Below are 23,948 nucleotides of genomic sequence, written 5' to 3' on the forward strand. Positions count from 1 at the left end.
TCCCCCCTTTGGTTATTTCACAGCGATAAATACACTATATTGCGGCCATTCGTTATCTTTAGTAGCCTGGTTTCCATAAATCATTTTTTTGTCCTCGTTGTCGACTGTAAATACAAACTCTCGTTCTTTAAGGCCAATCAGTGAACTGTCTATCCTTACGGTAAGCTCCATATCTCCGTGAAGCTCTTCTTTTTCAAACTCTACTGATTCAACTTTACCGCTCGTCAAAATGATCGGAACCTCTTCGTATGGACCACTCAGAAACAAGTCAACGTTAGCGTCAGCTCCCCTGTCCTTTGCATCCTTGAATAATTCATGCAGTTCCTGTAGCGAGATCGGTCTATCCTCGCCATTTTCCGATTCTGACTCATCTTCACTACTACGTTCAAAAATATCCCCATCTACCGCATCCTCTGGCAAACCCGCTTCCTTTGCTACCAGACGCGCATATTCCCATGCTTCTGGCACATCCTCAAACAGTACTTTGTCGATATCTTCTGCCCCGCGTCCGCAAATGACAGCCACATAATTTGATTCCTCACGATCACCAAAGTTGAACGTAATCGGTCCTTCTTTTGCCTTTTCTGTAGTGACAAACACACCGTCTATCCCGAATGGAACGATCGTGCAATCTGTTACCCAATCTCTTTTAAGTGCCGCACCACGAAGCCACTGCGCACGTTTTGTTTCCTCATCGCTATTTGTCTTAATAATCATCGTTTCGTTCCTCCTATTGGTTATTAAGTGCCCCGAGCACTTTTTGTAGTGCATATACACTCTTGTGTTCCGTGTGATTTAGCACTACACATCTTACAAAGCTTCTTTCAGTGCAGCTGCAAATACCTGATTCTTACGCAGGGCCACATCCAGCTCACTACGTATCCCTTGGCACCGCTCCTTCTCTTCTGCTAGCTGCTTTTTCAATCCAGCCAACTCCTCTTCCATTTCTAAAAGCTTTCTCCTGAGTTGTTCAAGCTCTGACGCCTGCTTTTCTTCCCTTACTGCGTTGAACCATTCGTCAGAAACTTTTCTTTCACCATTCAAAATTTGTGGTTGGATACAGCTATCTTGTTGGATATAGCCATTTCCCCACTTTTGTCGCATATCATAGAGAGTAGCGACCGATATGCCATGCTTGGCTGCTATTTCTTTGTTTGTCATTCCTTGTTGGCGATAACGGCCATATTGCTCTTCCGATAGTGGCAGCACTACTCCCTGTTCTCTTTTCCAGGCATACAGTTTTGAAAATGGCGTGCCATACTTCCTTGCGATATCGTGGTCCTTATACCCATTCTCTACCAAGTTTTGATAGTCATCCACGGTAAGATCATTGAGTGTGAGAGTATGTTGGTCCTTACGTAGTGGAGGCACTACTGACACATGAGCACGTTCTTGCGCCACGTCTGTCTCCCTCCCTTTCTCACCACGTGTATAGCGCTCGAATTTCCTTTGAATCGTGGTAATCCTCTCTTGTACTTCTTTGTGTTTCATCCCCATTCTTTTCGCGATTACCCGCTCCTTCAATCCGTACATCAAGCTATTTGCAATGCTCTTTTCCGTTTCATCCAGTAAGTCCATGAATTCTTCTACCGCTACGGTGCTATAATCCCCCTCACGTCCAACCGTATCCGAAAGGATATATCCGTCTTCTACTTGTCCCTGTTTGACTGGAGCATCCATGGAGAGAACCTTACCTGACTTTATGATCGATAGCGCTTCTTCTACGTATGTCTGCTTTAGTCCGATTTTCTCTACAACCTCATCTACAGAACAATCTTGTAAGTCCTGTTTGTATATGCGAATCACAGCCTGCTTGGTTTCCCACCGGTATCTAAAATCAACGTTTGTTTGTGTCATGCCAGTCTTGATCGCACCCGAGATACACCGATATGCGTAGGCTTCAAAATTCTGAGTCTCTGTTTTGTTTGAATCGAAGCGATCATATGCCTTGATCAGACCTTCGTAAGCAAAGCTTACAATGTCGTCCAAGTCCATTCCTTTGGTTTTAGCTGCTGCCAAATACTTGCGACCGATCTTCTCGGCTAGTGGTAACGACTTTTCGATGAATTGATCCCGTGTCCCGAATTGGGCAAGGTGTGGATTGTCCATTCGGGCTACTAACTGTTCAGTTGCACTCATTTTCAACACCCCTTACTCCATTTCGATTCTCGGGATACTGGCGCTTTACATAGCTCCCGCTTGCCTATAATTAAAAGTCTTCGCCTCGTTCGATCAGCTTTTGAAGTCGCTTCTCAGCAGCTTCCTGTCGGTAACTCAGTGCTTTGTTCTCAATAGCGATTGTCACTTCCGTAATCCGGTCATACATTCGTTTTCCAATGCGTCCAAGAAGATCTTCGTCCTGTTTTTGAGGATTAGGATTCAAGTTCGTAGTGATGAGCATGGGTTTCTCTCGGTTGTATCGACCATCAATGATTTTGTACATGGCTTCCTCCACCCAATCATTCATTCGCTCTGCTCCCATATCATCCAGGATGAGCAAATCGCATGTTAGCAGGGCATCCATGATGCTCAAAGACGAGATTTTCGATTCTCGATTGTAGCTGCCACGTATTTGATCCAGTAGATCCGGCACACTTTGGAATACCGCCGTAAATCCTTTTTCTTTCAGTTCGTGTGCAACGGAAGCTGCCAAATGTGTTTTCCCGTTTCCCGGTTCGCCCCAGAGCAACAACCCGATCTTGTTAGCCGGACTGAACTTAAGCGCAAACTTCCGACAAAACGAATACATTCTTTCGTTTCCATCACGCGCTTCGTATTCGGCAAATGTACAGCGTTTGAATCTCTTTCCTGCGTTGTCGATGTCAAACATGCGCAACGCCTCTTTTGCGTCGATCAACCCTTGCGCTTTTCGTACGGGTTGGTAAATATCCCGTTCGATTTCGCATTCACAAACAGGAAGAACAAAGCGACCTGTTGGTGTTTTCAGGATGGGGTGAATTAACTCTAACGCCTTAATGATTCGCCCACATACCGTACATTCTCGGCTATCAAAGGCTGATGTTGCCCGCTGCTTCTCGATACTTTGCGTCACCACTTCTGCGATTGCCTGCCCTGCCATTTTCATGATTAATGCCTCCTGACTTACTTTCTTGAGCATCAAGCGTGTCGAATTTTTCACGTAGTTTTTTAGCTGACAAGATGTTTGGTTGCCAGAATGGATTTGAAGTAGCGAAGGTAATCACACGGTGAATATCTTCTTTGCTTCGCTTATCCAGTTCGCTTAGCTTTCGGAACTCATCTGCCCAGGTATTTAGATCATCTGGGATTCTCGCATTCTCTTTCCATGCAAGAATTCGATCTCGTAGATAAACAGCCATTTTCATGTACAAGGAATCGTCGTCGTAAATCCGTTTGTGACGATTATTATTAGGTTTTATATCTTTATCTTTATCTAATTCTTTATCTATATCTGTTGCGTTACTTCCCGTTACATCATCTGTTACTGTAACGTTACATGCACCGTTACCATCCGGTAGTAGTTTTTGCTTCTCTCGATGCCGGGCCACACGTTGTCTGGTCTGCTCTTTAATCTTTGTCATAGCATCGATATTCTGATGTTTTTCCCAGTTGTTAATGTAGATTGGGCTACCATCTTCCATCGAGATCATGCCGAGTCTAACGAATGTTTCAAGCGCCATCTTCACCGTATTAAGAGGTCGTTTAAACTTGTGAGCTAGCATATCCGGCGTGTACGGTATAGCCTCTGTCAGCATAATGTGACCACCCGTGTTCGCCTTACCTGCTAGTGTAAGCAGCTTAATCCAGCAGATCAGAACGGTATCTGCTTCTGGAAGACTCTCTATGAAATCTATCTTTTCGTCGTCAAACATGGATGTGGTGATCTTGATCCATTTGATATCTGCCATATCATTCCCCCCTATGTAGTTGCTTCTTGATGCTTATACCAGCACGCCTCTTCGATTTATTTGTACATAGCGTACCCTTGTGCTATATTGAATGTACGTTTTTTCGCAAACAACCCTACGAAATAGTCCACCTGGCTGTGGGCTATTTTTTTACCCTGTCCACCTCCCACCACAACGTACAACTGGCTTATCAAGATCAAACGTCATAGCTGCCACTTCCAACGTGTCCTGAATCACTGGCCGCGCCCAGATACGGTCGTACAGCTCGTCTACCCGATCGGCACCGACTTCATCGGTTAAGATGCGTTCCAAGGCTTCTTCGTTCACTGGTAGGCCCAAGTCTTGGCGTTGCATCAGAAAATCAGCTACCTTCTCGGTGACAGCATCGATGTCGATAGTTTGGTACATTACATGTTCACCTCGCTTGTCTTTGTAGGTGCCAGCGCCCCTGCCCCTACGCTAGCGTTACAGCCCTTTAGCTGCGCCTATATAATTCTGGTTGTGTAGCACTCGGAAGTGCTGACAGAGCTACGAGCGCCTGAGGTGGTAGGCAGCCCGCAACTCTGTCAGCAAGCCCGAGGAGCTTGCTGCCGTACCTCTGATGTGGTACGATTTTATTAACCTAGTTAATCACTAAGCTGTCGCTGTGTTCCCGCACAGGGCAGCTTTTTTCATGTTCAACCGTAAGCGTCGAATCCGAACACGCTCTGCAAATACCTCTGCCTCTTCTTCTGGCATCCAGCTCATTTCGCGCTCCAGCGTACCCTCCCATACCTGCTGCATCTTCTCATCAATGTCAGACACTTGCACTGGGCATCCTGTCTGGCGCTGTTGCTCTGCTACCTGCTCCAAAATCAGCACCCGATCTGCCATCGTCAATTCGAGCCAGTCTTTCACGCACACGTTCATACGGCTTCATCCTTTCCTCATATCGTTTTTGTAGATCCGCCACCGTCAGCACTCGCCGTCCAGTATGCTGATCACCGTCACACACCAACGCAATGGCACCCGGTATCATCCAATCCAACAGCCACATTAGCGCAGCCCCTGCTTCATCTGTGATTTATAGCGTTCTAGCAAATCCAGTCGATTGAACTGAAAACGTTCCTCCATCAACCCGCACATCACAATGCCGCGGATCACCACATCCAGCGTTTCAAACCAGCACTGTTCCCCTTCATTCGCCTGTTCGGATACATTCAGATGCGAAGCAAACATAATCTGTCCGAGCTTTTCTGCCGCCTGTCCCAAGTCTCTCATCAGCAATTCCTTAATCGCCGATGGATGCCGATCATGGTTTTCAATCAGATTCAACACATTGAAGAGTAATTCACCAGTTCTCTCCTCGACGATAATCATCATCGCTTCCCAATCTAGTGCGGCAAAACGTGCATCATGGTGTGGTGTCCAATTTCGGACTCCATTCTCGATCTTAGTGACCAGCGAACCTTCCACATTCATCTTGGTTGCAAAATCTTGTCGGCTCCAATTACGCACGATTCGGTAATGTTTGATTTTGTCCTGAATCACCACTTGATTTTTCCCCCTTTGTCTTTTTCCACCCGTTCTTTCTTACGGGCCCCTTATGATACATTGGAATGGGACGCTTTTCCGGTTCATAAGAAACCAGATACTAAGCGTACTCCCCCTTTCCCATGTATGAAGTTAGCAAAGAACTAGGCGCTGGCTCCTTCCTGCTGTTTGAGCCAGGTAAAGAATGCATCACGCTGTACCCATTTCCGCTTGCCAATACGAATAATCGGGAAGCTTTTCAGCTCCATCACTTCGTAGGCGCGGCGTTTGGACATGTGGAGGATTTCGCTGATATGGTCAGCGGTGAGCATCAGTGGATAGTCCTCCATGTTTTTGATGGTGTTGGTTGTCTGTTGCATGTGATCACCTCCGGTTAAACTAAATTCGTTTTGTGTATGCCGCTACACATTTCATCTAAAAAAAATAGGTCATAAAAACCCTTATCAGGAAATGCCTTTAGTGCTCCGGCAATCAAACTTTCACCTGGTGAACAATATTCAACATGATCGACTGGTAGTTTCGCACGCCATAACCTACTTCGGGATATTCCCATTTGTTTTGCTAGCTCGGTATCAGTCCATTTTTCTTGTTTTTGCAAACCTTCCAATACTTCAACACGTAGTCTAATTTTCAATTTCTTCCCCCCACCTTTTTCGTTTCGCCCTCTACACACTCAATATATCACGATTGTGTAGTAAGCGCAACGATATTTGTTAGAAAATTTGTAGAGGGGTACACAGTTGTTTTGTTTCATGTTCGAAACACTTTTGATAAAATTAAACTTATACTATGAACTAGGTGGTTTACTGATGGACTCAAAAGATTTTGGGATTTTCTTTGCTGAAATTCGAGAAAAAAGCGGATATAAAAGTCAACGTCAGCTTGCCCTTGCTAGTAATGTTAGTAATGGAACAATCGCAAGAATTGAAGCAGGGACACAAAAGCCACAGCCCGAGACACTTAAAATTCTTTCTCATTTTCTGAAAAACGTTACATATGAAGAACTTCTAGAAAAATCAGGATATCTAACTTCCGACAACCACTTAAATGAAAACAACTTTGCAAATCATAACGTTGATAAAGCATCGCTAGTTCAATTCGGGGAACGGATCGCCATCCTACGTACAGAAAAAGGGTTTTCTCTTCAGAAACTAGCGGATGAACTAGGGATTGAAAAAAATGCACTGGTTCAGTATGAATCTGGGGAATTGAATCCAAATATCGAGGATATTAGAAAACTGGCCGAGTTCTTTGATGTCTCAACGGATCATCTTCTTGGAAAGGACAAGCTACTAACTAAAGAGGATATCTCTAAAGAGTTACAGGAAAACGGTATTAGCATGGCTTTTTACGATGGCTTGGAAGGATTCGACCAGCTCGAACCTGAGCAACAGCAGTTTATTTTGCAACAGGTCAAGCAATCAATTGAAATGTTTAAGAAGATGAGAGAACACTAATACTTAATTATAATTCCTCACAAACAACTATTTAGAAAATTACACTCCAAGAAAAGCATCCTAGAATAGAGTTTTCAGGATGCTTTTTGTTGATTTTTATGATTTTTTTTAGAAAATATATATTTTTAACACTTGTTGAATAATGGTCGTTAGCACATCTCTTGAATTGGAATTTTATCACTCTAAATTGTTTATTAAGTTCTAACTAATTTATATAACTCAAAAACATATAAGATCCAAAAACTAATTACACAATACCTAATATAAAAAATTACTTGATTTTATATTAAGAATTAAGGAAGGAAGGAAACCTATGATCGAATGGCTTCTAAATAATAAAGAATGGTTTTTTAGCGGAATTGGAGTATTTGCAATTGGAATTATCATCTCTCTTTTCAAGCGGAAAGAAAAAAAATCAATAAACCAGAGTCAAACATCAGGGAATAACTCGCATAATTTCCAATCAGCAGGAAATCTTAATGTAACTTTACCTAATCAAAATACCGGAGATAAAAAAGATGTTTAGAAAAAATCAAACACAACAAAACGGAGATCAATCAATAAATCTTCAAGCCCAAAATATAACATTAGTCCAGAATAATAATTATAGTCAAGCAGATACAATGCAAGAATCTAAAAGTAAAATACCTGATAAATATATTTTAGATTTAAAAGACAAATACTTAAAAATGCTTGAAACTGAATGTGAATATATGGACTTGGGTGGAATTTCGCCCCGTATTGGTAACAAAATCCTAAAAATAAAAATGGAGGATTTATTTATTAATTTAAGATTCATAGAAAAAGAAGTACTGCATGACTCCTTTCATGATTATCTAGAGGAAAATAGTACACAACTTCAACTTGAATTTGAACTCCTAGCAAGTACTGCTGATGATCATAATTTAGTAGCTTTAGAACATGAAGATACCCCTTCACCTTCGGAAATAGAGATTGAAGAAGATGATTATTTCCATAATTATAATTCTTACTTTTATAATACGATTAGCTTAATCAACGCCTTAAAGTCCTCCCGCGTAGTTATCCTTGGACACCCAGGCTATGGAAAAACAACTATCGGTAAATATATAGCTCACTCTATTTGCCAAGAAAAATTACATTTAGTAGGAACTCATTTGGCAAATCATATACCTATAATTGTAAAAGCTGCAGAATATGCTATGTCCTTAAAAGAACACAGCTCCTATTCTTTTTATGAACACATTACTAAAAAACATACCGTACATTATGGACCTTTATTTGAATGGGCTTTAGAAAGAGGGCTTGGCTTAATAATTATTGATGGCTTAGATGAAATACCTGATGTAACCCATAGAATTTTAACTTCAAAAAGAATTGAAAAATTTGTTAGTGAATTTTCAAATAATAAATTCATAATAACTAGTCGAATCGTAGGTTACAGACAAAACAAATTAACAGGGAACTTTAAACATCTTACTTTAACTGAGCTTAGTCCCCCTCAAATTTTCGAGTTTCTTAAACAATGGTACTCAGCAATTGAAAACGAAACAGATGAAATTGGAAAAAAAGGCGATCTGCAAAATTCTCAAGAAAAAATCAAGTCTCAAGCTAAAGAGTTACTCCAAGCTATTCAGTCTAATCCAGGAGTATCAAAATTGGCTAACAATCCTTTATTACTGACTATCATAGCTATAGCTAACTGGAATGGGAGAAAACTTCCAAATAAAAGGGTTGATCTTTATCAAATAGCAACAGAAACTTTAATCGAGAATTGGCCATTAAAACAGAGGGGCCAAGAACTTGACTATGAAGAAAACCTATCTTTATTAGAACCTGTAGCTCATTATATTCTCTCTTCGGGGAAAAACAATTTGATAACTGAGATTGAACTTCAACCGCTCTTTATGACCCTCGTTTCTGAGATAAGAGGAGCTTCGAAAAGAGAGGCAAAACATTTAAGTAAAGAAATTCTCCACGTAATAGAGGAAGAAACTGGATTTTTCCTGCAAAAAGGATTTGATGCTCAAGGAAAAAAAGTTCATGGTTTTTTACACCAAACTTTTGCAGAATACCTCTCTGCTAGGCATCTAGCTGAGATTTGGTCTGAAGGAGAATTTGATTTTTCTCAATATATTCATAATCCAAATTGGCATGAAGTTCTACTTCTTATGGCTGGACATATAGGTACTTGGGCTACAGGACAATCAACTCGTCTAGTCAATGACATATTAAATATAGATTCTGATTACGAAAACTACCTTTGCAGAGATCTTTTGTTTGCTGCTGAGGTTCTTGCCGATAATGTAAGAGTCAAGAGAGATCTGCAGTACAAAATTACTTATAGAATGATCAATATCGCCCTTCAAACTCCTCACATAAGATTATTTCACACCTTGACCAAGAGTTTGAGTAACATTTCAAAAGTTTTCCCTTTCAACGAACAAATTTACGCACATTTAGAGATAAAACAAAAAGAACCTATGGAGTTACAGATAAGAAAAGCTATTATTTCTAAAATGGTCGGGTTTGATTCTGATGGAGTAAGTAGCATTATTTACTTCGGGCTAACATGTGCTGAAAAGATAGTTAACTTAATAACACCTTTCTTATTTCAATGGGCAGACGAAACAGGAGATAGCCCTTGCACTCTGCTCTGGATATCTAAAAATACGGTTATTTTATACAAAATTTCAAAGTCACTAGGGAACTTGTTAATAAAGGAAGGAAAGGCTAGTAACCTAACTGAGCTACCTATAAAGTCTTGTAAGGTGGAATATGGTCAATTATTTACTTACGATGAAAGAGATTTATCTTTAGATTTTATAATCAATCTTTACTCATCATGCACAAACGAATCATTGATACAAGAAATCCTAGGTAACTTATTTCTTACTAATGAAGAATATTATATCAGGCTTTCAAATGAACTATTAGGCAGACTTATGGAGAGTATTACGACTGAAGAAAAAGTAATTTTTCTAGAATTACTAAAAATAATGTTAAGTGAAGAAGAACAAATAATACCCGACATAGAAATACAAAATTTTTTAAATCCTTATATTGATAATATATTAGAAAAAAGCCAAGATAAAACTCTAAGGAAGGCAGCTCTTCATTTAAAATGGTTATTAGTAACGGAGGATGAAGAAATTGAAGAGTTATTTTTATTAGTTATTAAGGAACCTGATGAAGAAATTAGATTGATTTTTATTGATTTAATGCTTCGTTACCTAGCGCCTCTCACGGAAAGATACTTAGATATTATATTATCAACCTTACCTGAAATATCTAATCACTCTATTCGCCTTGTTATTTTAAGAGTGTTAATGGAGCATGATGAAATAAATAATAAAGACTTCCATACCTTATTAAAAAATGAAATAGAATACATACGTACCTGCAAAAATACTGATGACATTTACAATGGTTTAAAGATTCTTTTCTTAACATTTCATTTTACTAACAGTGAGGATGATATTCTAAAACTTTTAAATGAAATTTGTAGTTTGATTCAAGAGAGAATCGAGCTAAACGAGGAATCACTTAATCTATTAATGAATCTAAGATACTTTCTTCCCTCTAGAGCAATAGCAGAATATTTTCTTTCTAGGGAATTTATTATGGAGTATCTATCCCATACCAATTTAGAAACTCGCTTAATCATGACAATTTTATTTTCATTCAACTATGAAATAACATTGGTAGAAGAGAATATTCGTTACTTCATACAAAATTCAAACAATAAGGATGCTATATTAACCTGTATAAAAATTTTAAAATACAGAGATTATCATAATATAGAATTGCTAGATATACTACTCTCTCTCATGTTTGATGATGAGGAAACTAGTAATGTTATCTATGAAGTACTATCTAGTATAAGAAACGAAGAATACAGACAATATATTTTAGCTCAACTCCCTAGTTATATTGAAAAAAAGCCCGATAATAAAAATGCTTTTAATATTCTTTGGGAGTTTGTTTTAACGCCAGATATTATGGATGATCTACCTTTCTAAAATTATAATAAAAACAACCCAAATAAAAACCTAAAAATTAATAAAGAGATTGCAACTATTCAGCGTACTGATAGTTATAATCTCTCTATCTCTTTTTAAATATAGGCTTGTCATTAAGATAAGCCTATATTTAAAATTGCGATATAAGCTATTATCCAAAAATCGAATAAAAAAACTAAAAGTCACCTCGCCTTGCATGAGTTAGCTACAGAAATCCGCAACACTTCCGATAGTCTAAATATATAAAGAAAATAACTCTAAATCAAAACATCCACCTGCGCTTTATCTTAGGTGGATGTTTTGATTTGTCTGACCTATTGTCGTTTTTTCTCTTTCTTTATTCTCGGTTTCTTTTTACTTCCTATATCGAATCCTATCAGCAATTATCGTAGCAATTAAAGAAATAACTGTTAAATCTATGATTTTTGATATTACCACATGGAGAACTTGAACAACTTTAAATAATGTATCTTGATTAATAAACTCCTGAAAATCCGAATATGGTTCTGACAAAGGTAAGGAATAATGAATGCCAAAAGAAAAGTAAAACATCTCAGCTAGTGAAAGCTCCTTATCAGAAAGATCCTTTATGTTATACAAATATATTTCAGGATTAAAATAAACCATCTGAAATTCCATATAATACAAAAAACTAAACATAATATCCGGTATAGCAATGGCAATTAAAAGATTAAAAATTGCTGTACCCAGATTGACCTTATACATTTTTACATCCGTTTCGAAATCTATCTTTTCTATTTCTTTCATAAAACTGTGTAAAAATATGTATAAGTACCAAATAAAAAAGTAAATGATTATACCTGCTAATATATAGGAACCAAAGCTTATAATAGGTAAATAATGCTGAACGACACTAAAGTAAAGCTTATAATAAGCTGCTACAAATAAACCTAACGATATAAGCTGAACAACAAATCGAATATAGGCAGTTTCAAATTTTTCATACGTAAGTTGTCTGGATACTAACCAAAGTAACATTCCGGACAAAAGAAGCAGACTATATTTTTGTGGCAGAAACAACGCTACAAATATGAATACCTGAAGCTTATGATCTCTCCCTATACGTTTTATGCCAGCTTCCTGTATTAACTTAAATAAAAATACTCCTTGTATAATACTAAATATGTATAGTGGGATATTTAACGTTATACACAAAATAATCCCCACAATAATTGGATTACCCAAACAATTTATAAGAAATGAAATCTGCTTTTTCCACACTGTTAACCTAACCCCATCTTTAAAATATTTACCCTCTGACACCTTACCAGCATTCTCTCATTACTTTACTCCCTCCGCATCTTTTTTCCTAGACTTTTACTTTATATTTTTTGGTAATTCAGTATAATCAAGAGTAAAATAATTTATTTTCTATTCTTTTAGTGCGATATTTAAACTAGGCACAGACAACTAGAACCAGCATCCTGTCATCATGTTTCTAAAGGGGATGGGACGATGAAGCAGACCACATTAATCATTGATGCTGGCCAGGTACGTGACCTAGTGATCTGTCTTGCAAAGAATGCGGTACGCGATCTGACCCGGAACCAGAAGGAAAAGAACTTGGACAAAAGCGAATTTCATACAGCACTACAGTCGCTCCTTCTGGAACAAGCTAGAGACTTTTGCTGCTACGGGGGAAAAGAACATCCTCTCCCGAACCTGGAGGGCAATGGTCGGAAGGGACGGGCTTGGTGGACACTTACGGATCGTCAGTTGGCCGCTGTCTTTGAATTTGACTCCACTATTCGGATGAGATCATTGCGAAAACTGCTGGCAGTCGACTGTCTCTACCGCTTCAATTCCATGGAATACATCATTTTCTTTTGGAGATTCCTACTGTTCTTGAATGGCTTCAGGTGCAGCTATATACCCATCGAACTGAGAATAAAAGATAGATTATACAAAAGAGCTACTTTTAACATAATAGAGGCTATCGAATAGAACAATCCTTTTATGTTAAGACAAGGAAATTGAATAAAATAACAGAGGAGAAATTCATAATGAAAAAAATCATATGCTTAGTCATTGCATACGGTCTAGTATTCACACCTTTATCAATCCTTTTTTCATGCACAGTTGAAGCAAAAATTGTATCCGCTTCTTCAGTGTTAAGTCGTCAACAAGCAATTGATTTTGTAAAGAAAGCTCAGAAAAATCAGTGGACACTTACTGAGAAAGATTATTTTTCATTGAGTAAAGTTAAATCTACTATGAATCCTTACTTTACGTCAGCATATATAAATGAATTTGTAAATGTCGGTGGAAAAAACACTAAGAGTGGATGGATTTCAAATTTAAGAGATACAGATGATGTGACTGGGTACTTACCATACGATACACCTGGTAAAGAGATGACCGTTTCTTATTCGAAAGATAAGAAAAAAATATATGTAACAGGCTATGCGAATTCAGAGGGAGACATTTATAAAGTAACAACTACGCTTGTCAAAACCAAAGTTGGCTGGAGAATCGAAGCTATAAAATGGCTATAGATAATATACTTGAATAGCTTAGAGATTTATAAAGACCACTCGAAACATTGAACTTAACCGGAATTTTTTTGATTACGACGATGGCACTTTTATCCCGATGAGTTAGCGAAAATAAGATATACTTTTCCTCTCTAGAAAGTTCTCATTTCACAATAAAAGCCTGACACACTATCCTATAAGGGAGTATGTCAGGTATTTTTTTATGCTTGTATAATTTTGATTGTTATCGAACATAGATGGTTAAATCTGTGTTTTATTGAACTATCGATCCTCGGTAGCTCGATATTTTTTTGATAGCACTCAGATTACTTGATCAACCTAATTCACTTCAATTCCTACAATGTGTTTACTCTCATCCCAAGATACTTTGGCTCCGATAGACTCGCTGATAAAGCGAAGTGGTATGAAGGTTGAGCCGTTTCGGATGAATGGAACTTGGGTTAACGTCATCGATTTACCGTTGACATAAGCATTCTTACTACCGATGGTTACTTCGACTTTGGTTTTGCCTTTCGTGACAATGACGGAACGTGTAATAGCTTCCCATTCTACCTTTGCGTTTAATTTTTCAAATACCCCACGTAAAGGAATGAAGGTGGTCCCATTTACAATAATCGGCGCAGGGGACATAGATACTGTTGTACCGTTAATCGATACTCCAATGTCGTTTATTACTGGGATACCCATTTCATCAGCAGACTTTAGGTCGTCAACCGAACCACCACCTGACTGTGATGCTGGGACTGGCTGTTGAGTTGGATTTGAACCTTTCTTCTTTTCTTCAGCCCACATTTCTTGATTTTGAAGAAGGTCCATTTGAATTTGAATGTCAATTACTTCTTGGGATACTCCAATCAACGAGTAGAAATATTTTCCTTGTAAAATAACCTCTTCATCGGTTTGAGACTTCTTATCCTGTAAAGCACTACTATATTTTTTAAGCTCCTTTTGTTCTTGGTCATTGACTTCGTTAATCCCCATCATCATTAGAACACTATAGATATAACTCTCATAATCCATTTCTTGAAAAACATCATAATTAGCTTGTTTCTCTGCAAAACTCTCACCAAATCCAAGATTTTGATAGAATGACTTCCCTTCTAAAAAGACATTACCTGGTTTATCTTGGTTATTGGTCAACTTTGTAGCATAATTTTCAAATTTTTCATGTTGGTAAGAATTAAGGTTTTTACCTTCGACAACCGTATTTAAATACAATCTCGTCTTGTCTAAGGGTAAAAGGGTAGATAGTCCCAGGTAACTTAAGTTATCAGTTAGTACAGAATTAGAATATGTTCTATAATGCGGTCTGACATAAGTACCATCTTCCCGATAATATCCTTTTACTTTAACCAATTCATTCGCATTTTTTGTTCCCGCATATTGCTTGCCCCTATATAAATTAACTACCTTCGATTTATAAGTGATTGTATCGATCTTAGGTGTAGATAACGAGAATGGCAAATTGTACGAAGGAGTTCTGTTAACTTGTTTTTCTAACTCCCGTTTTTCTTCTTCTCTACGCTGTTGCTCTCGTTTCTCCCTATCTTTCCTGATTTCTTCTTCAATTTTTTTATGTTGTTGCTCTTGTTCCTCCTCATATTTCCTCATGGCTTCTTTAATTTCTTGGCGGTCCTTCTCAATCTGTTGTTGGACTTGTTCGTCGAACTTCCTTTTTTCTTCTTCTACATGTTTTTGGAATTCTTCATCAGATTCTCCGCATCCTCTGAAATACCCACTAACGCGTGTTCCATCTTTTCTGGAGTACGAATCGACATATGTACATGCACTTACATTATCAACAAAACCTGTTGGTAATAATGTTAAAAATGTTAAAACCCCTAATAAACTACTAATTATTTTTCTTTTCACTATTTCACCATACCTTCATTGACAAATTTATTTTTAGATTTCGACGAGTCAATAATGTTTTCTTTAGGAATGTGTAGATTATTAATTTAGTGATATCTAATATTTACCAGACCCTCTCTGACTCTTTAAGATTTCTGCTTTTAGCACATCATAGTCAAACGTATCGTCAGTCGAAAGTTGCTTTCCGTTAATAAAAAGTGTCGGAGTGCTATGTAGCCCTAACTTTCTTACGATGGCTTTATCGCTTTTGACATCCTCAGAAAATTTATTGCTATCAATATCTTGCTTTAGTTTTTGATAATCCACATCTACTTTTGATTCTTTAGCGATTTTCACAAGAAAATCAGACGTAGCCCAATTGGCTTGTTCATCGCCTTGCCGAGCATAAACTTCTTTGTAAAACTTCCAAAATTCCTTAGGGTTCTGTTGGTAGACAGCTTCACTAGCCATGGCAGCTGTTTTTGAGTCTGCGTCCGGACTTACGATTGTATAATTGATGTAATATAGCTGGACGATTCCCTTATCGATAAAGTCTTTATACAGTTGTGGAAAAATACCTTCTGAAAACTGCTTACACGCCGGGCATTTAAAATCAGCAAATTCCACAATTTTTACTGGAGCAGTATCCGATCCTATAGATGGCTGTTTTTTATACTGAAATTCTTTATCATTACTTGGTAAAGTTACAGAAGTTTTTTGTGATTTATTCATACCGACAAATCCTACTATCACAAAAATCGTAGCCACTACCGTCCAAACTACTAACTTTCTCATCTTTGGAACATGCTGTTCCGCACTCATGTTGTTTATTCCCCCATTTCTTTGTATATCTAAAACCTCATTTTACCAAAAATTAATCCTTTAGTACTAACAAAATCACTGTCGAAATTTGTCTATCTTTTATATCTAGTTCTACAAAACCATTACCTATATAATAGAAGGTATACATATTTTAGGAGGGATACTATGTTTAAGAAAGTTTCTGCTGTTCTTTTGACAACTGCTGTATTGAGTACAACATTTGCAGTTGGTCAATCTGATGCAGCAAGTAAAAAACCAGCTAAGAAAGTGTATTACAAGAACTGTACAGAAGCTCGTAAAGCCGGAGTAACTCCGATCTACAGAGGGCAACCAGGATACGCACCTAAGCTAGATCGGGACCATGACGGTATTGCTTGCGAATAATCAAAACCCCACCTACTAATCAGGTGGGGTTTTACTCTAGAAAGGTGAGAACATGAAAACAAAAACAATTCCACTTATAGCTTTATTATCTTTATCCTTGGCTGCCTGCTCTTCTCAACCAGCACAACCTAAAGAACAGACAGGTACACAACAGGCTCCTACACCTGCTGTACAGAGCTCTACAGCTACGACAGCAGCAAATCAGCCTACTGCTCAGCAAACAACGCCAACGCCGCAAAAGAGCGTTAAAACCAATCGTATCCCAGCTACAGTCGTATCTGTAACGGATGGCGATACTCTAAAGGTAAAAATGAACGGCAAAGAAGAGACAATCCGTTTATTACTGGTTGATACCCCTGAGACAAAGCACCCAAGCAAACCTGTGCAGCCATTCGGTCCCGAAGCCTCCTCTTTCGCTCATCAGACTCTTGATGGTAAATCTATCGAAGTTGAAATTGACGTGTCTGAGAGGGACAAATACGGCCGTCTATTAGCGTACATATGGATAGATGGGAAAATGTTTAACGAAAGGTTGCTTGAGAAGGGATTGGCCCGGGTTGCTTATGTGTACCCACCGAATATTAAGTACGTAGATCAGTTCCGAGAGATCCAAAAGAAAGCGCAAAAAACCGGCGTGGGGATCTGGAGTATAGAAAATTATGCTCAGGAAGATGGGTTCCATTCTGAGACGGCTAAAAATACAACTACCTCTACTCCAACTCCTAAAGTTCAACCGAAATCTGAACCGGTAAAAGTAGAAGTCTCCCCTACTCCGTCTGGATCAGGAGAGGTTTATTACAAAAATTGCACGGAGGCCCGTGCTGCTGGTGCAGCTCCTATTCATGAAGATGAACCAGGTTATCGCCCAGCATTAGATCGCGATCATGATGGTGTAGCCTGCGAATAGTTCGATGTAAAAGGAGAAATACTTATGGCCAATAATCACTTTTGGATAAAAGAGGATTCGGACGGAAAAATCACAGAAATTGTTAACCACTATCGTTCTGTTAAAAATAAGGAACTTCTTTTAGATCGAATCACACTGTATATCGGAGGAACTTATATTGTACAACCGGACAATAAACTCAAATTGAAACATAGACATCGGTTATGCACTATACAAGGGTTTATTGGAAATGAATTTTCTTGGGAAGGTATAAAAGCAAAGGTTAAATTCCTTGATACTAAGCGTCCTGGCCGAGTCGATATCGGTGATCTTCGTAATATTGAGTCATAACTTATCCATTTCACTAGTACATACTAGGGAGTATATAAAGACCATAAATAAGAGAGCCTGACATACTACCCTATAAGGAAATATGTCAGGCTTTTTATATGTGAAATGATCTATTCCATTATTTTCACAGGTGCATCTGAAATACGATGTACATTTCCATCCTCATCAAGATATTGATAATTTGCTACCCCTGATTTCCAGTCTCCTTCTAAAACAATTCTGAACGTTAAAGTAGGAGAATCTGAGCTGTTGTCTACACCAGGAAGAATACTTTCTCTCGTTCCGTTGCCTACCACCAAAATATGTGTATCATTTGGCATAACGGTCATATACGTAAAGTTTCCTTGTACATGATACGTGTAGTCAATTGGTGGATTTACTGCTTGGGTAATGTGTCCAAGCCCACTCACCAATTCTTTTGGGGTACTTACGGCCAAATCGAGATGAAATGAAGGCGCGCCTGGCTTATCCCCTCCGATTTGATAACGAGCAAGAAACAATCCTACTTGTACATTTGCACTCATTACTTTTCCCTTCTTTCTTCGATTAATTATAAAATCACAAAAAAAGAAACGTGCAGTAATATACGTATGTATGACTAATGGTGCATTATTCCACTAAAAAATATCTAATAAAAGGATACTTCACTTCCTAAATAAAAATAACGTAGCCCTGTGTTCTCGATTCACGGAGAGCACAGGGCTACGTTTGTATTTCCTCGCTATTCAACTTTTCACGTTCTCCTTTCTTACTTTAGTTTATATACCTGTACACCCCTAACGATCTCAGGAAGTGTCACACCTTCCTTCTTTCGTTATTCGACTGCTGTGTACATCGCCTTTCCCTATTTACCTGGAGCAAGCATCCATTGAATTTTACCCTCTGCAATCATCGTCATCACATCCATTCAGGTGTAGTGGGTTGAGTAGAAGGTTGTCCAACTGTTGTTGGTGTAAAATAAATATAACAAAGATTCTAAATAATTAAAACAACGGAATAGACTGTTTATCTCTTTATATCTCCATATATCATCTTATTAATTTGTTTATCATCCATTTTCTCTTTTTTATTTATTTTTACGCTAGCAAAATTGTTTAATCCTTATAATTAGAGTCCTATTACATGCCTATTAACAGAATAATTTTCAGATCCCTAAAATAATAGTAAGCAACATAAATAGATTTAATGGAACTAAAAAACCCTGACATACTACCCTATAGGGGGATGTGTCAGGGTTTTATCATTCCTTTTACGCTATATTAATACATTCCGGTTCGTGATTTCTATTTAAAATAGAGAAAGATATCTATCTAATATAGAATATTCCTCTCTTATTTTACGTCAAGAATCTAAACACTTTATATATTTGTAGCCTTTATAATAAAACTCTTGTTAATCAATTATATTTTCACCAACTTTAATAAGATTAATCTGCGCCCCTACACCTGGTGCCAAGTTTAAAATAAATGGTACAGGCGAGTCATTTCGTAACGTAACAACATCTCCAGCAGTTAGGGACAGAAGAGCACTTCCTGAAACTTCTCCTGTAGGAGCAAGTGCTGAAACGCGTGTCGATGGATCTACCGCTCCATTCACTGCAAGGGCTAGCTGAGAGCCAATACCTGCCGTGGTGTTGACACTATAATCAATTTTATAAACACCTGATTGGGTCACAGTTACAGCTGTTGTTCCTTCTGTATGATTCACATTATCCAACGGACCATTATTACTAAACGGTACATCAGCCCCACCAAATACTATGGCATCAGCTATAGTGGCAATTTGATGAACACTTCCGGCAGGAGCCTGTTCTACCTTAACGAGATTCAGCTGCGCCCCTACACCTGGTGCCAAGTTTAAAGTAAATGGTACAGGCGAGTCATTTCGTAACGTAACAACATCTCCAGCAGTTAGGGACAGAAGAGCACTTCCTGAAACTTCTCCTGTAGGAGCAAGTGCTGAAACGCGTGTCGATGGATCTACCGCTCCATTCACTGCAAGGGCTAGCTGAGAGCCAATACCTGCCATGGTGTTGACACTATAATCAATTTTATAAACACCTGATTGGGTCACAGTTACAGCTGTTGTTCCTGCTGTATGATTCACATTATCCAACGGACCATTATTACTAAACGGTACATCAGCCCCACCAATTACTGTGGCATCAGCTATAGTGGCAAGTTGATGAACACTTCCGGCAGGAGCCTGGTCTACCTTAACGAGATTCAGCTGTGCTCCGACTGCAGGTGCCAAGTTTAAATTGAGCGGTATTAGTGCAAGCGAGTCATTTCGTAACGTAACAACATCTCCAGCAGTTAGGGACAGAAGAGCACTTCCTGAAACTTCTCCTGTAGGAGCAAGTGCTGAAACGCGTGTCGATGGATCCACCACTCCGTTCACCGCTACTGCCAGTTGAGGAGTCATACCAGGTGCGATGATAGCAGCTGCGATGTTAGCACTATAATCGATTTTATATACGCCTGTCTCACTAACGGTCAAAATCGTCGTTCCTGCCATATGAGCTATATTATTCAATGGACCATTATTATTAAACGGTACATCATCTCCACCCATTACCGCGGCCTCAGCTATAGTGGCAAGTAGATGAACACTTCCAAATGGTGAAGATGCTTGAGCATAGGTATATCCCTCTGTTTTACTCCCTGTTCCATTTGGTGTCACCACAGATACATTTACTGCTCCTGCAGTTCCAGCTGGTACCACAGCTGTTATCTGCGTATCAGAATCCACCGTAAAGGACGTAGCATTCACTGTACCAAATTTTACTGCCGTTGCACCGGTAAACCTTGTACCCGTAATTATTACAGTGTTGCCACCGGCTAGAAGCCCCGATGTCACATTAAGAGATGTAACGGTCGGCCCATCAGCATAGGTATATCCCCCTGCTTTACTCCCTGTTCCATTTGGTGTCGCCACAGATACATTTACTGCTCCTGCAGTTCCAGCTGGTACCACAGCTGTAATTTGTGTGCTGGACACAATACTAAAAGAAGTCGCCGGCGTTGCACCGAATTTTACTGCCGTTGCATTGGTAAATCCTGTACCTGTAATCGTTATGATATTACCACCGGCTGTAGAACCAGACGATGGCGTAATAGAGGTAATCGTTGGCGCGACTACCGGTGTACTTCCGCCACCTCCGCCACCTCCACTTGTATTATTATTTGTAGTTGGTGTTGTTGGTGTTGTTGGTTGACTTGGTTTAAGGGGACTTGGTTCTGGATTCTGACTTTTATTCGTCTCCGCTACTTTGAGAAATTTACTTGCTACCTGGGCCACTGCCTGCCTTTCAGCGTTCCCTGTCGGATTAAAAGTACCTTCCGTGTTTCCACTGATTAACCCTAGCTCTACAGCCGCACCAACGGCATCTTTTGCATAATCTGAAATCGAGGAGGCATCACTAAATTTTAGATCAGCCGCTTTCCCCTTAGCATCTACTCCTAAAGCTCGTACAAAAATAACCGCCATATCTTGTCTGGATAAACTTTGTCCATTCCCAAATGTTCCGTCTCCATTCCCTTTGATAAGACCAGCTTTTACAGCTGCTTCTACATATTTGAATGCATAATGATCTGAAGGAATATCGGAGAAGGTAAAAGTTGCAGGAGCCTGTGTTGTGTCTAAATTTAATGCTTTTGCGAGAACGATAGCAAAATCCTGACGCGTAATGGTACCCGTAGGAGAGAATTTGCCCTCTCCTATCCCATTTAGAATCCCTTCATTCGCCAGCTTTTGAATGGCATCTTTTGCATATGAATTGTTAATGTCAGAAAAAGAAGTAGCTGCCTGTACAGGAAGAGCCAAAGAACTCAACAACGTAACGGTTGTTATTACTTTAATTACATTTTTTTTAACCAAAATTCTATCCCCTTTAAAGTCTAAATATTAAAATTACTATATAATTATATCATCATACCCAAATAAAAGTAGGAAAAAAGTATGATGGATATCATTAAGTTTTTACATCTTTAATAAACTTAATTTTCTTAATATAAAAGAGGGGCTCTATCCCTTACTCACTACATGCTATATAGTTGAATCGAAAGTTGAATTCTACTTGTACATTTATACCCAATAAAAGGATACTCCTACTCCGTAACATACAATAAATGTAATATAGTCAAAAACGTGGGTGAAGGGTGTGCAAGTGTACCCGCAATCCTTTCTCTTCTTTTCCTCTCTTATCCAAATATATTGTAAAAACACGATATATTTGGTATATAATAGACACATACATCATCGCCGATTTCATCGGCCTTCTTTTTTACCCTTAAACCGAACATAAGTTCTCAAAAAGGAGGTCTCGCAGAAATGTGGGAGTATTACCGACCAAACATGATCGAGGGGACAGTCGAGGACATATACAGAAGCCACGGTATTCTCCACCCCTGGGATTTACGCATCGAGAACCTTATGCGTACCTTTTCCATCGACCTACGTTATTGGTTCCTTGAACCAAAATGTATGTGGAGTGAAAACAAACGAGTTATTTTTCTAACAAAAGGGCTAACGGGCTTTGCGTATAAGCAAACATTCTTTCATGAATTCGGGCATGTCTTAGTCCATGAAGGCGATCAGCTTGCCATGTCAGATGCGCAGCGCCAGCTTATGGAGCGAGATATCCGTCGCTTCTTACGCTTCGCCATGATGCCTGCCTTTATGCTGCGTCAGCTTGAGCCATATCTCCTATCGTCTCCCTGGGACTTGGTAGAGTTGTTTGAAGTTCCATACCAGTATGTCATAAATCGCCTAAAGGACATCCGCCGACGAATCTGGAATCGATACTGGCTGGAGCAGGAAGCAAAATGGCGATGCCAACAGAATCGCTCATACGTCTATTCGGGCTAGAGTCGTCCTATCTGACACTTTGAAAGCTACGTATTGCCCAAGCTATACGCTACAGAATGGGACAAATTACGAAAGAAACAGGATGGATCGGGACATGCTTCCCATCTCCACTATTTCTGAGCATGCTTTTGCTATGATAACGACAAGGAAGGGGGCTACCTGAATGAAAGGATATTTTCGTAAACGGGGAGAAAAGTGGTCATTCACACTGGATATTGGTCGCGATCATGAGACCGGGAAACGTAAGCAAAAAACCATGTCGGGATTCAAGACTAAAAAAGAAGCAGAGAAAGCATGTGCTGAACTCATCTTAAAAATCGAAAATGGAAGCTACCAAGCATACTCAAAAGATAGCTTTGCCGAATTCATGAAACAGTTCATGGAGATGCAAAAACAAAGCGTACGAGCTACCACACTCGAAACACAAACCTTTATGCTAGAAAAGCATTTATTACCTGCATTCGGGCCGATACTTCTTCGCGATATCAAACCCCATCATATTCAGAAGTTCTATACAGATAAACTGGAAGCTGGGCTTTCCGGAAGTTATGTGCATACGATTCATTGTCTTTTAAACAAGGCACTACGAATTGCATACGAATGGGGGCTAATCGAAAAGAATGTCGCCACCCTGGTAAAGCCCCCGCGCAAGTCATCCAAAGAAATGAAAGTGTGGAACATCGACCAAATACAACACTTTCTGGAGGTTACTAAAGAGTGCAGATTTCATCTTGCCTATCTACTGGGAATTTGGACTGGCATGCGGCGTGGTGAGATTTTAGGATTACGCTGGCAGGATGTAGACATCGAAAACGGTATTCTGAGCGTGAGACAAACAATTTACCGTGGGGCTCACAAACTGATTATCCAGGAACCCAAAACGAAAGGCTCCCGCCGCACCATTACGTTTCCGACATCCGTCTCTACGGCCCTGCGCCGTCATAAGCTACGCCAGCAGGAAGTAAAGTTGCGAATGGGAACTCGACATCAAGAACATGATTTGGTTATTGCACACGATATCGGTACACCTGTTGATCCGTCTGAGCTTACTCGCTGGTTTAAGCACTGGACAAAAAAAGCAGAGTTACCGTCCATCCGCTTTCATGACCTGCGCCATACACACGCTACCATTTTGATGCAGCTTGGGGAAAATCCAAAAATTATATCCGAACGCTTGGGACATAACAATATTAGCATTACCCTGGACACCTACTCGCACGTATTGCCTAACATGCAACGCGATCTAGCCAATAAACTGGAGGCCACGTTACAGAAACGCCCTTCTTCTTCCTAATTTTTAAATGTGGTCAAAATGTGGTCAAACCGAGTTGTAGAGAGTAAAAAAGCCTTGATTTATAAGGGTTTTCACGGTTTGCGTACTATTGTAGAAG

23 protein-coding genes and 1 pseudogene are annotated in these 23,948 nt (G+C 39.2%); 10 read left to right on the top strand and 14 right to left on the bottom strand.

The annotated features are described in order from the left end of the window. Positions 1 to 12: 12 nt before the first annotated feature. The 9 genes from CB4_RS15570 to CB4_RS15610 form a co-directional block, all read right to left on the bottom strand. Entirely contained in the window at positions 13 to 717 is a 705-nt protein-coding gene (locus CB4_RS15570; protein ID WP_096466667.1) for a hypothetical protein, read from the bottom strand. 93 nt (positions 718 to 810) lie between these two features. Then, entirely contained in the window at positions 811 to 2,139 is a 1,329-nt protein-coding gene (locus tag CB4_RS15575) for a sigma-70 family RNA polymerase sigma factor (protein ID WP_096466668.1), read from the bottom strand. Positions 2,140 to 2,209: 70 nt separating this feature from the next. Further along, a complete protein-coding gene (locus tag CB4_RS15580; protein WP_157738009.1) occupies positions 2,210 to 3,085 on the bottom strand; it encodes an ATP-binding protein in 876 nt (291 codons plus the stop codon). Continuing rightward, positions 3,009 to 3,887 (bottom strand): phage replisome organizer N-terminal domain-containing protein, encoded by an 879-nt coding sequence (locus tag CB4_RS15585; RefSeq protein ID WP_096466670.1) that lies wholly within the window; start codon positions 3,885 to 3,887, stop codon positions 3,009 to 3,011. Before CB4_RS15585 ends, CB4_RS15580 begins: the two co-directional genes overlap by 77 nt. Before the next feature lie 150 nt (positions 3,888 to 4,037). After that, positions 4,038 to 4,241, bottom strand: a complete 204-nt coding sequence (locus tag CB4_RS15590; protein WP_146226569.1) for a hypothetical protein — start codon at positions 4,239 to 4,241, stop codon at positions 4,038 to 4,040. Positions 4,242 to 4,520: 279 nt separating this feature from the next. Then, entirely contained in the window at positions 4,521 to 4,796 is a 276-nt protein-coding gene (locus tag CB4_RS15595) for a hypothetical protein (RefSeq protein ID WP_096466672.1), read from the bottom strand. 126 nt (positions 4,797 to 4,922) lie between these two features. Further along, positions 4,923 to 5,420: a helix-turn-helix domain-containing protein gene (locus CB4_RS15600; RefSeq protein WP_096466673.1), complete on the bottom strand. Its 498-nt coding sequence runs from the start codon at positions 5,418 to 5,420 to the stop codon at positions 4,923 to 4,925. 143 nt (positions 5,421 to 5,563) lie between these two features. Then, positions 5,564 to 5,779: a MerR family transcriptional regulator gene (locus tag CB4_RS15605; RefSeq protein WP_096466674.1), complete on the bottom strand. Its 216-nt coding sequence runs from the start codon at positions 5,777 to 5,779 to the stop codon at positions 5,564 to 5,566. Positions 5,780 to 5,793: 14 nt separating this feature from the next. After that, entirely contained in the window at positions 5,794 to 6,054 is a 261-nt protein-coding gene (locus CB4_RS15610) for a hypothetical protein (protein WP_096466675.1), read from the bottom strand. 175 nt (positions 6,055 to 6,229) lie between these two features. Between CB4_RS15610 and CB4_RS15615 the strand changes: the two genes are divergently transcribed. The 3 genes from CB4_RS15615 to CB4_RS15625 all read left to right on the top strand — a co-directional run bounded on the left by CB4_RS15615 (position 6,230) and on the right by CB4_RS15625 (position 10,878). Further along, positions 6,230 to 6,877, top strand: coding sequence for a helix-turn-helix domain-containing protein (locus CB4_RS15615; protein WP_172890899.1), 648 nt, complete (start codon positions 6,230 to 6,232; stop codon positions 6,875 to 6,877). 313 nt (positions 6,878 to 7,190) lie between these two features. Further along, a complete protein-coding gene (locus tag CB4_RS15620) occupies positions 7,191 to 7,403 on the top strand; it encodes a hypothetical protein (protein WP_231956037.1) in 213 nt (70 codons plus the stop codon). Continuing rightward, entirely contained in the window at positions 7,396 to 10,878 is a 3,483-nt protein-coding gene (locus tag CB4_RS15625; RefSeq protein WP_096466677.1) for an NACHT domain-containing protein, read from the top strand. Before CB4_RS15620 ends, CB4_RS15625 begins: the two co-directional genes overlap by 8 nt. Positions 10,879 to 11,232: 354 nt before the next feature. Here CB4_RS15625 and CB4_RS15630 read toward each other — a convergent pair whose 3' ends face one another. After that, a complete protein-coding gene (locus CB4_RS15630; RefSeq protein ID WP_096466678.1) occupies positions 11,233 to 12,162 on the bottom strand; it encodes a hypothetical protein in 930 nt (309 codons plus the stop codon). Positions 12,163 to 12,354: 192 nt separating this feature from the next. Here CB4_RS15630 and CB4_RS15635 point away from each other — a divergent pair, with 192 nt between their 5' ends. Both CB4_RS15635 and CB4_RS15640 read left to right on the top strand, forming a co-directional pair. Beyond that, positions 12,355 to 12,843: a hypothetical protein gene (locus CB4_RS15635; RefSeq protein WP_096466679.1), complete on the top strand. Its 489-nt coding sequence runs from the start codon at positions 12,355 to 12,357 to the stop codon at positions 12,841 to 12,843. A 59-nt stretch (positions 12,844 to 12,902) separates the two neighbouring features. Further along, entirely contained in the window at positions 12,903 to 13,394 is a 492-nt protein-coding gene (locus CB4_RS15640; protein WP_096466680.1) for a DUF3993 domain-containing protein, read from the top strand. Positions 13,395 to 13,712: 318 nt separating this feature from the next. Here CB4_RS15640 and CB4_RS15645 read toward each other — a convergent pair whose 3' ends face one another. Together CB4_RS15645 and CB4_RS15650 are read right to left on the bottom strand one after the other, a co-directional pair. Further along, on the bottom strand, positions 13,713 to 15,266 hold the full coding sequence (locus tag CB4_RS15645; protein ID WP_096466681.1) for a stalk domain-containing protein: 1,554 nt from the start codon (positions 15,264 to 15,266) through the stop codon (positions 13,713 to 13,715). A 96-nt stretch (positions 15,267 to 15,362) separates the two neighbouring features. Next, the gene (locus tag CB4_RS15650) at positions 15,363 to 16,067 is read right to left on the bottom strand and encodes a DsbA family protein (protein WP_096466682.1); all 705 of its coding nucleotides are present in this window, start codon (positions 16,065 to 16,067) and stop codon (positions 15,363 to 15,365) included. A 270-nt stretch (positions 16,068 to 16,337) separates the two neighbouring features. Between CB4_RS15650 and CB4_RS21670 the strand changes: the two are divergent. From CB4_RS21670 to CB4_RS15665, 3 genes and pseudogenes are all read left to right on the top strand, one after another. Continuing rightward, a pseudogene (locus tag CB4_RS21670) lies at positions 16,338 to 16,451 on the top strand (excalibur calcium-binding domain-containing protein); the annotation flags it as partial. Positions 16,452 to 16,503: 52 nt separating this feature from the next. Beyond that, positions 16,504 to 17,358: a thermonuclease family protein gene (locus tag CB4_RS15660; RefSeq protein WP_110546202.1), complete on the top strand. Its 855-nt coding sequence runs from the start codon at positions 16,504 to 16,506 to the stop codon at positions 17,356 to 17,358. A 24-nt stretch (positions 17,359 to 17,382) separates the two neighbouring features. Further along, positions 17,383 to 17,688, top strand: coding sequence for a hypothetical protein (locus CB4_RS15665; protein WP_096466683.1), 306 nt, complete (start codon positions 17,383 to 17,385; stop codon positions 17,686 to 17,688). 110 nt (positions 17,689 to 17,798) lie between these two features. On the opposite strand, the gene CB4_RS15670 is transcribed toward CB4_RS15665, so the two are convergent. Both CB4_RS15670 and CB4_RS15675 read right to left on the bottom strand, forming a co-directional pair. Next, a complete protein-coding gene (locus CB4_RS15670; protein ID WP_096466684.1) occupies positions 17,799 to 18,212 on the bottom strand; it encodes a DUF1842 domain-containing protein in 414 nt (137 codons plus the stop codon). Positions 18,213 to 19,080: 868 nt separating this feature from the next. Continuing rightward, on the bottom strand, positions 19,081 to 21,567 hold the full coding sequence (locus CB4_RS15675) for a BclA C-terminal domain-containing protein (RefSeq protein ID WP_096466685.1): 2,487 nt from the start codon (positions 21,565 to 21,567) through the stop codon (positions 19,081 to 19,083). Positions 21,568 to 22,020: 453 nt separating this feature from the next. On the opposite strand from CB4_RS15675, the gene CB4_RS15680 reads away from it, so the two are divergent. Continuing rightward, positions 22,021 to 22,557 (top strand): ImmA/IrrE family metallo-endopeptidase, encoded by a 537-nt coding sequence (locus tag CB4_RS15680; protein ID WP_096466686.1) that lies wholly within the window; start codon positions 22,021 to 22,023, stop codon positions 22,555 to 22,557. 163 nt (positions 22,558 to 22,720) lie between these two features. Beyond that, positions 22,721 to 23,851 (top strand): site-specific integrase, encoded by a 1,131-nt coding sequence (locus CB4_RS15685; RefSeq protein WP_096466687.1) that lies wholly within the window; start codon positions 22,721 to 22,723, stop codon positions 23,849 to 23,851. Positions 23,852 to 23,948: the final 97 nt, after the last annotated feature.

Source organism: Aneurinibacillus soli (genome assembly GCF_002355375.1).
Classification (GTDB): Bacteria; Bacillota; Bacilli; order Aneurinibacillales; family Aneurinibacillaceae; genus Aneurinibacillus; species Aneurinibacillus soli.

Bases quoted from the DNA above. Each gene is read 5' to 3' on its own strand.
- CB4_RS15570 (WP_096466667.1), bottom strand. From the start codon at position 717: ATGATTATTAAGACAAATAGCGATGAGGAAACAAAACGTGCGCAGTGG.
- CB4_RS15575 (WP_096466668.1), bottom strand. From the start codon at position 2,139: ATGAGTGCAACTGAACAGTTAGTAGCCCGAATGGACAATCCACACCTT.
- CB4_RS15580 (WP_157738009.1), bottom strand. From the start codon at position 3,085: ATGAAAATGGCAGGGCAGGCAATCGCAGAAGTGGTGACGCAAAGTATC.
- CB4_RS15585 (WP_096466670.1), bottom strand. From the start codon at position 3,887: ATGGCAGATATCAAATGGATCAAGATCACCACATCCATGTTTGACGAC.
- CB4_RS15590 (WP_146226569.1), bottom strand. From the start codon at position 4,241: ATGCAACGCCAAGACTTGGGCCTACCAGTGAACGAAGAAGCCTTGGAA.
- CB4_RS15595 (WP_096466672.1), bottom strand. From the start codon at position 4,796: ATGAACGTGTGCGTGAAAGACTGGCTCGAATTGACGATGGCAGATCGG.
- CB4_RS15605 (WP_096466674.1), bottom strand. From the start codon at position 5,779: ATGCAACAGACAACCAACACCATCAAAAACATGGAGGACTATCCACTG.
- CB4_RS15615 (WP_172890899.1), top strand. From the start codon at position 6,230: ATGGACTCAAAAGATTTTGGGATTTTCTTTGCTGAAATTCGAGAAAAA.
- CB4_RS15620 (WP_231956037.1), top strand. From the start codon at position 7,191: ATGATCGAATGGCTTCTAAATAATAAAGAATGGTTTTTTAGCGGAATT.
- CB4_RS15625 (WP_096466677.1), top strand. From the start codon at position 7,396: ATGTTTAGAAAAAATCAAACACAACAAAACGGAGATCAATCAATAAAT.
- CB4_RS15635 (WP_096466679.1), top strand. From the start codon at position 12,355: ATGAAGCAGACCACATTAATCATTGATGCTGGCCAGGTACGTGACCTA.
- CB4_RS15640 (WP_096466680.1), top strand. From the start codon at position 12,903: ATGAAAAAAATCATATGCTTAGTCATTGCATACGGTCTAGTATTCACA.
- CB4_RS15650 (WP_096466682.1), bottom strand. From the start codon at position 16,067: ATGAGTGCGGAACAGCATGTTCCAAAGATGAGAAAGTTAGTAGTTTGG.
- CB4_RS15660 (WP_110546202.1), top strand. From the start codon at position 16,504: ATGAAAACAAAAACAATTCCACTTATAGCTTTATTATCTTTATCCTTG.
- CB4_RS15665 (WP_096466683.1), top strand. From the start codon at position 17,383: ATGGCCAATAATCACTTTTGGATAAAAGAGGATTCGGACGGAAAAATC.
- CB4_RS15670 (WP_096466684.1), bottom strand. From the start codon at position 18,212: ATGAGTGCAAATGTACAAGTAGGATTGTTTCTTGCTCGTTATCAAATC.
- CB4_RS15680 (WP_096466686.1), top strand. From the start codon at position 22,021: ATGTGGGAGTATTACCGACCAAACATGATCGAGGGGACAGTCGAGGAC.
- CB4_RS15685 (WP_096466687.1), top strand. From the start codon at position 22,721: ATGAAAGGATATTTTCGTAAACGGGGAGAAAAGTGGTCATTCACACTG.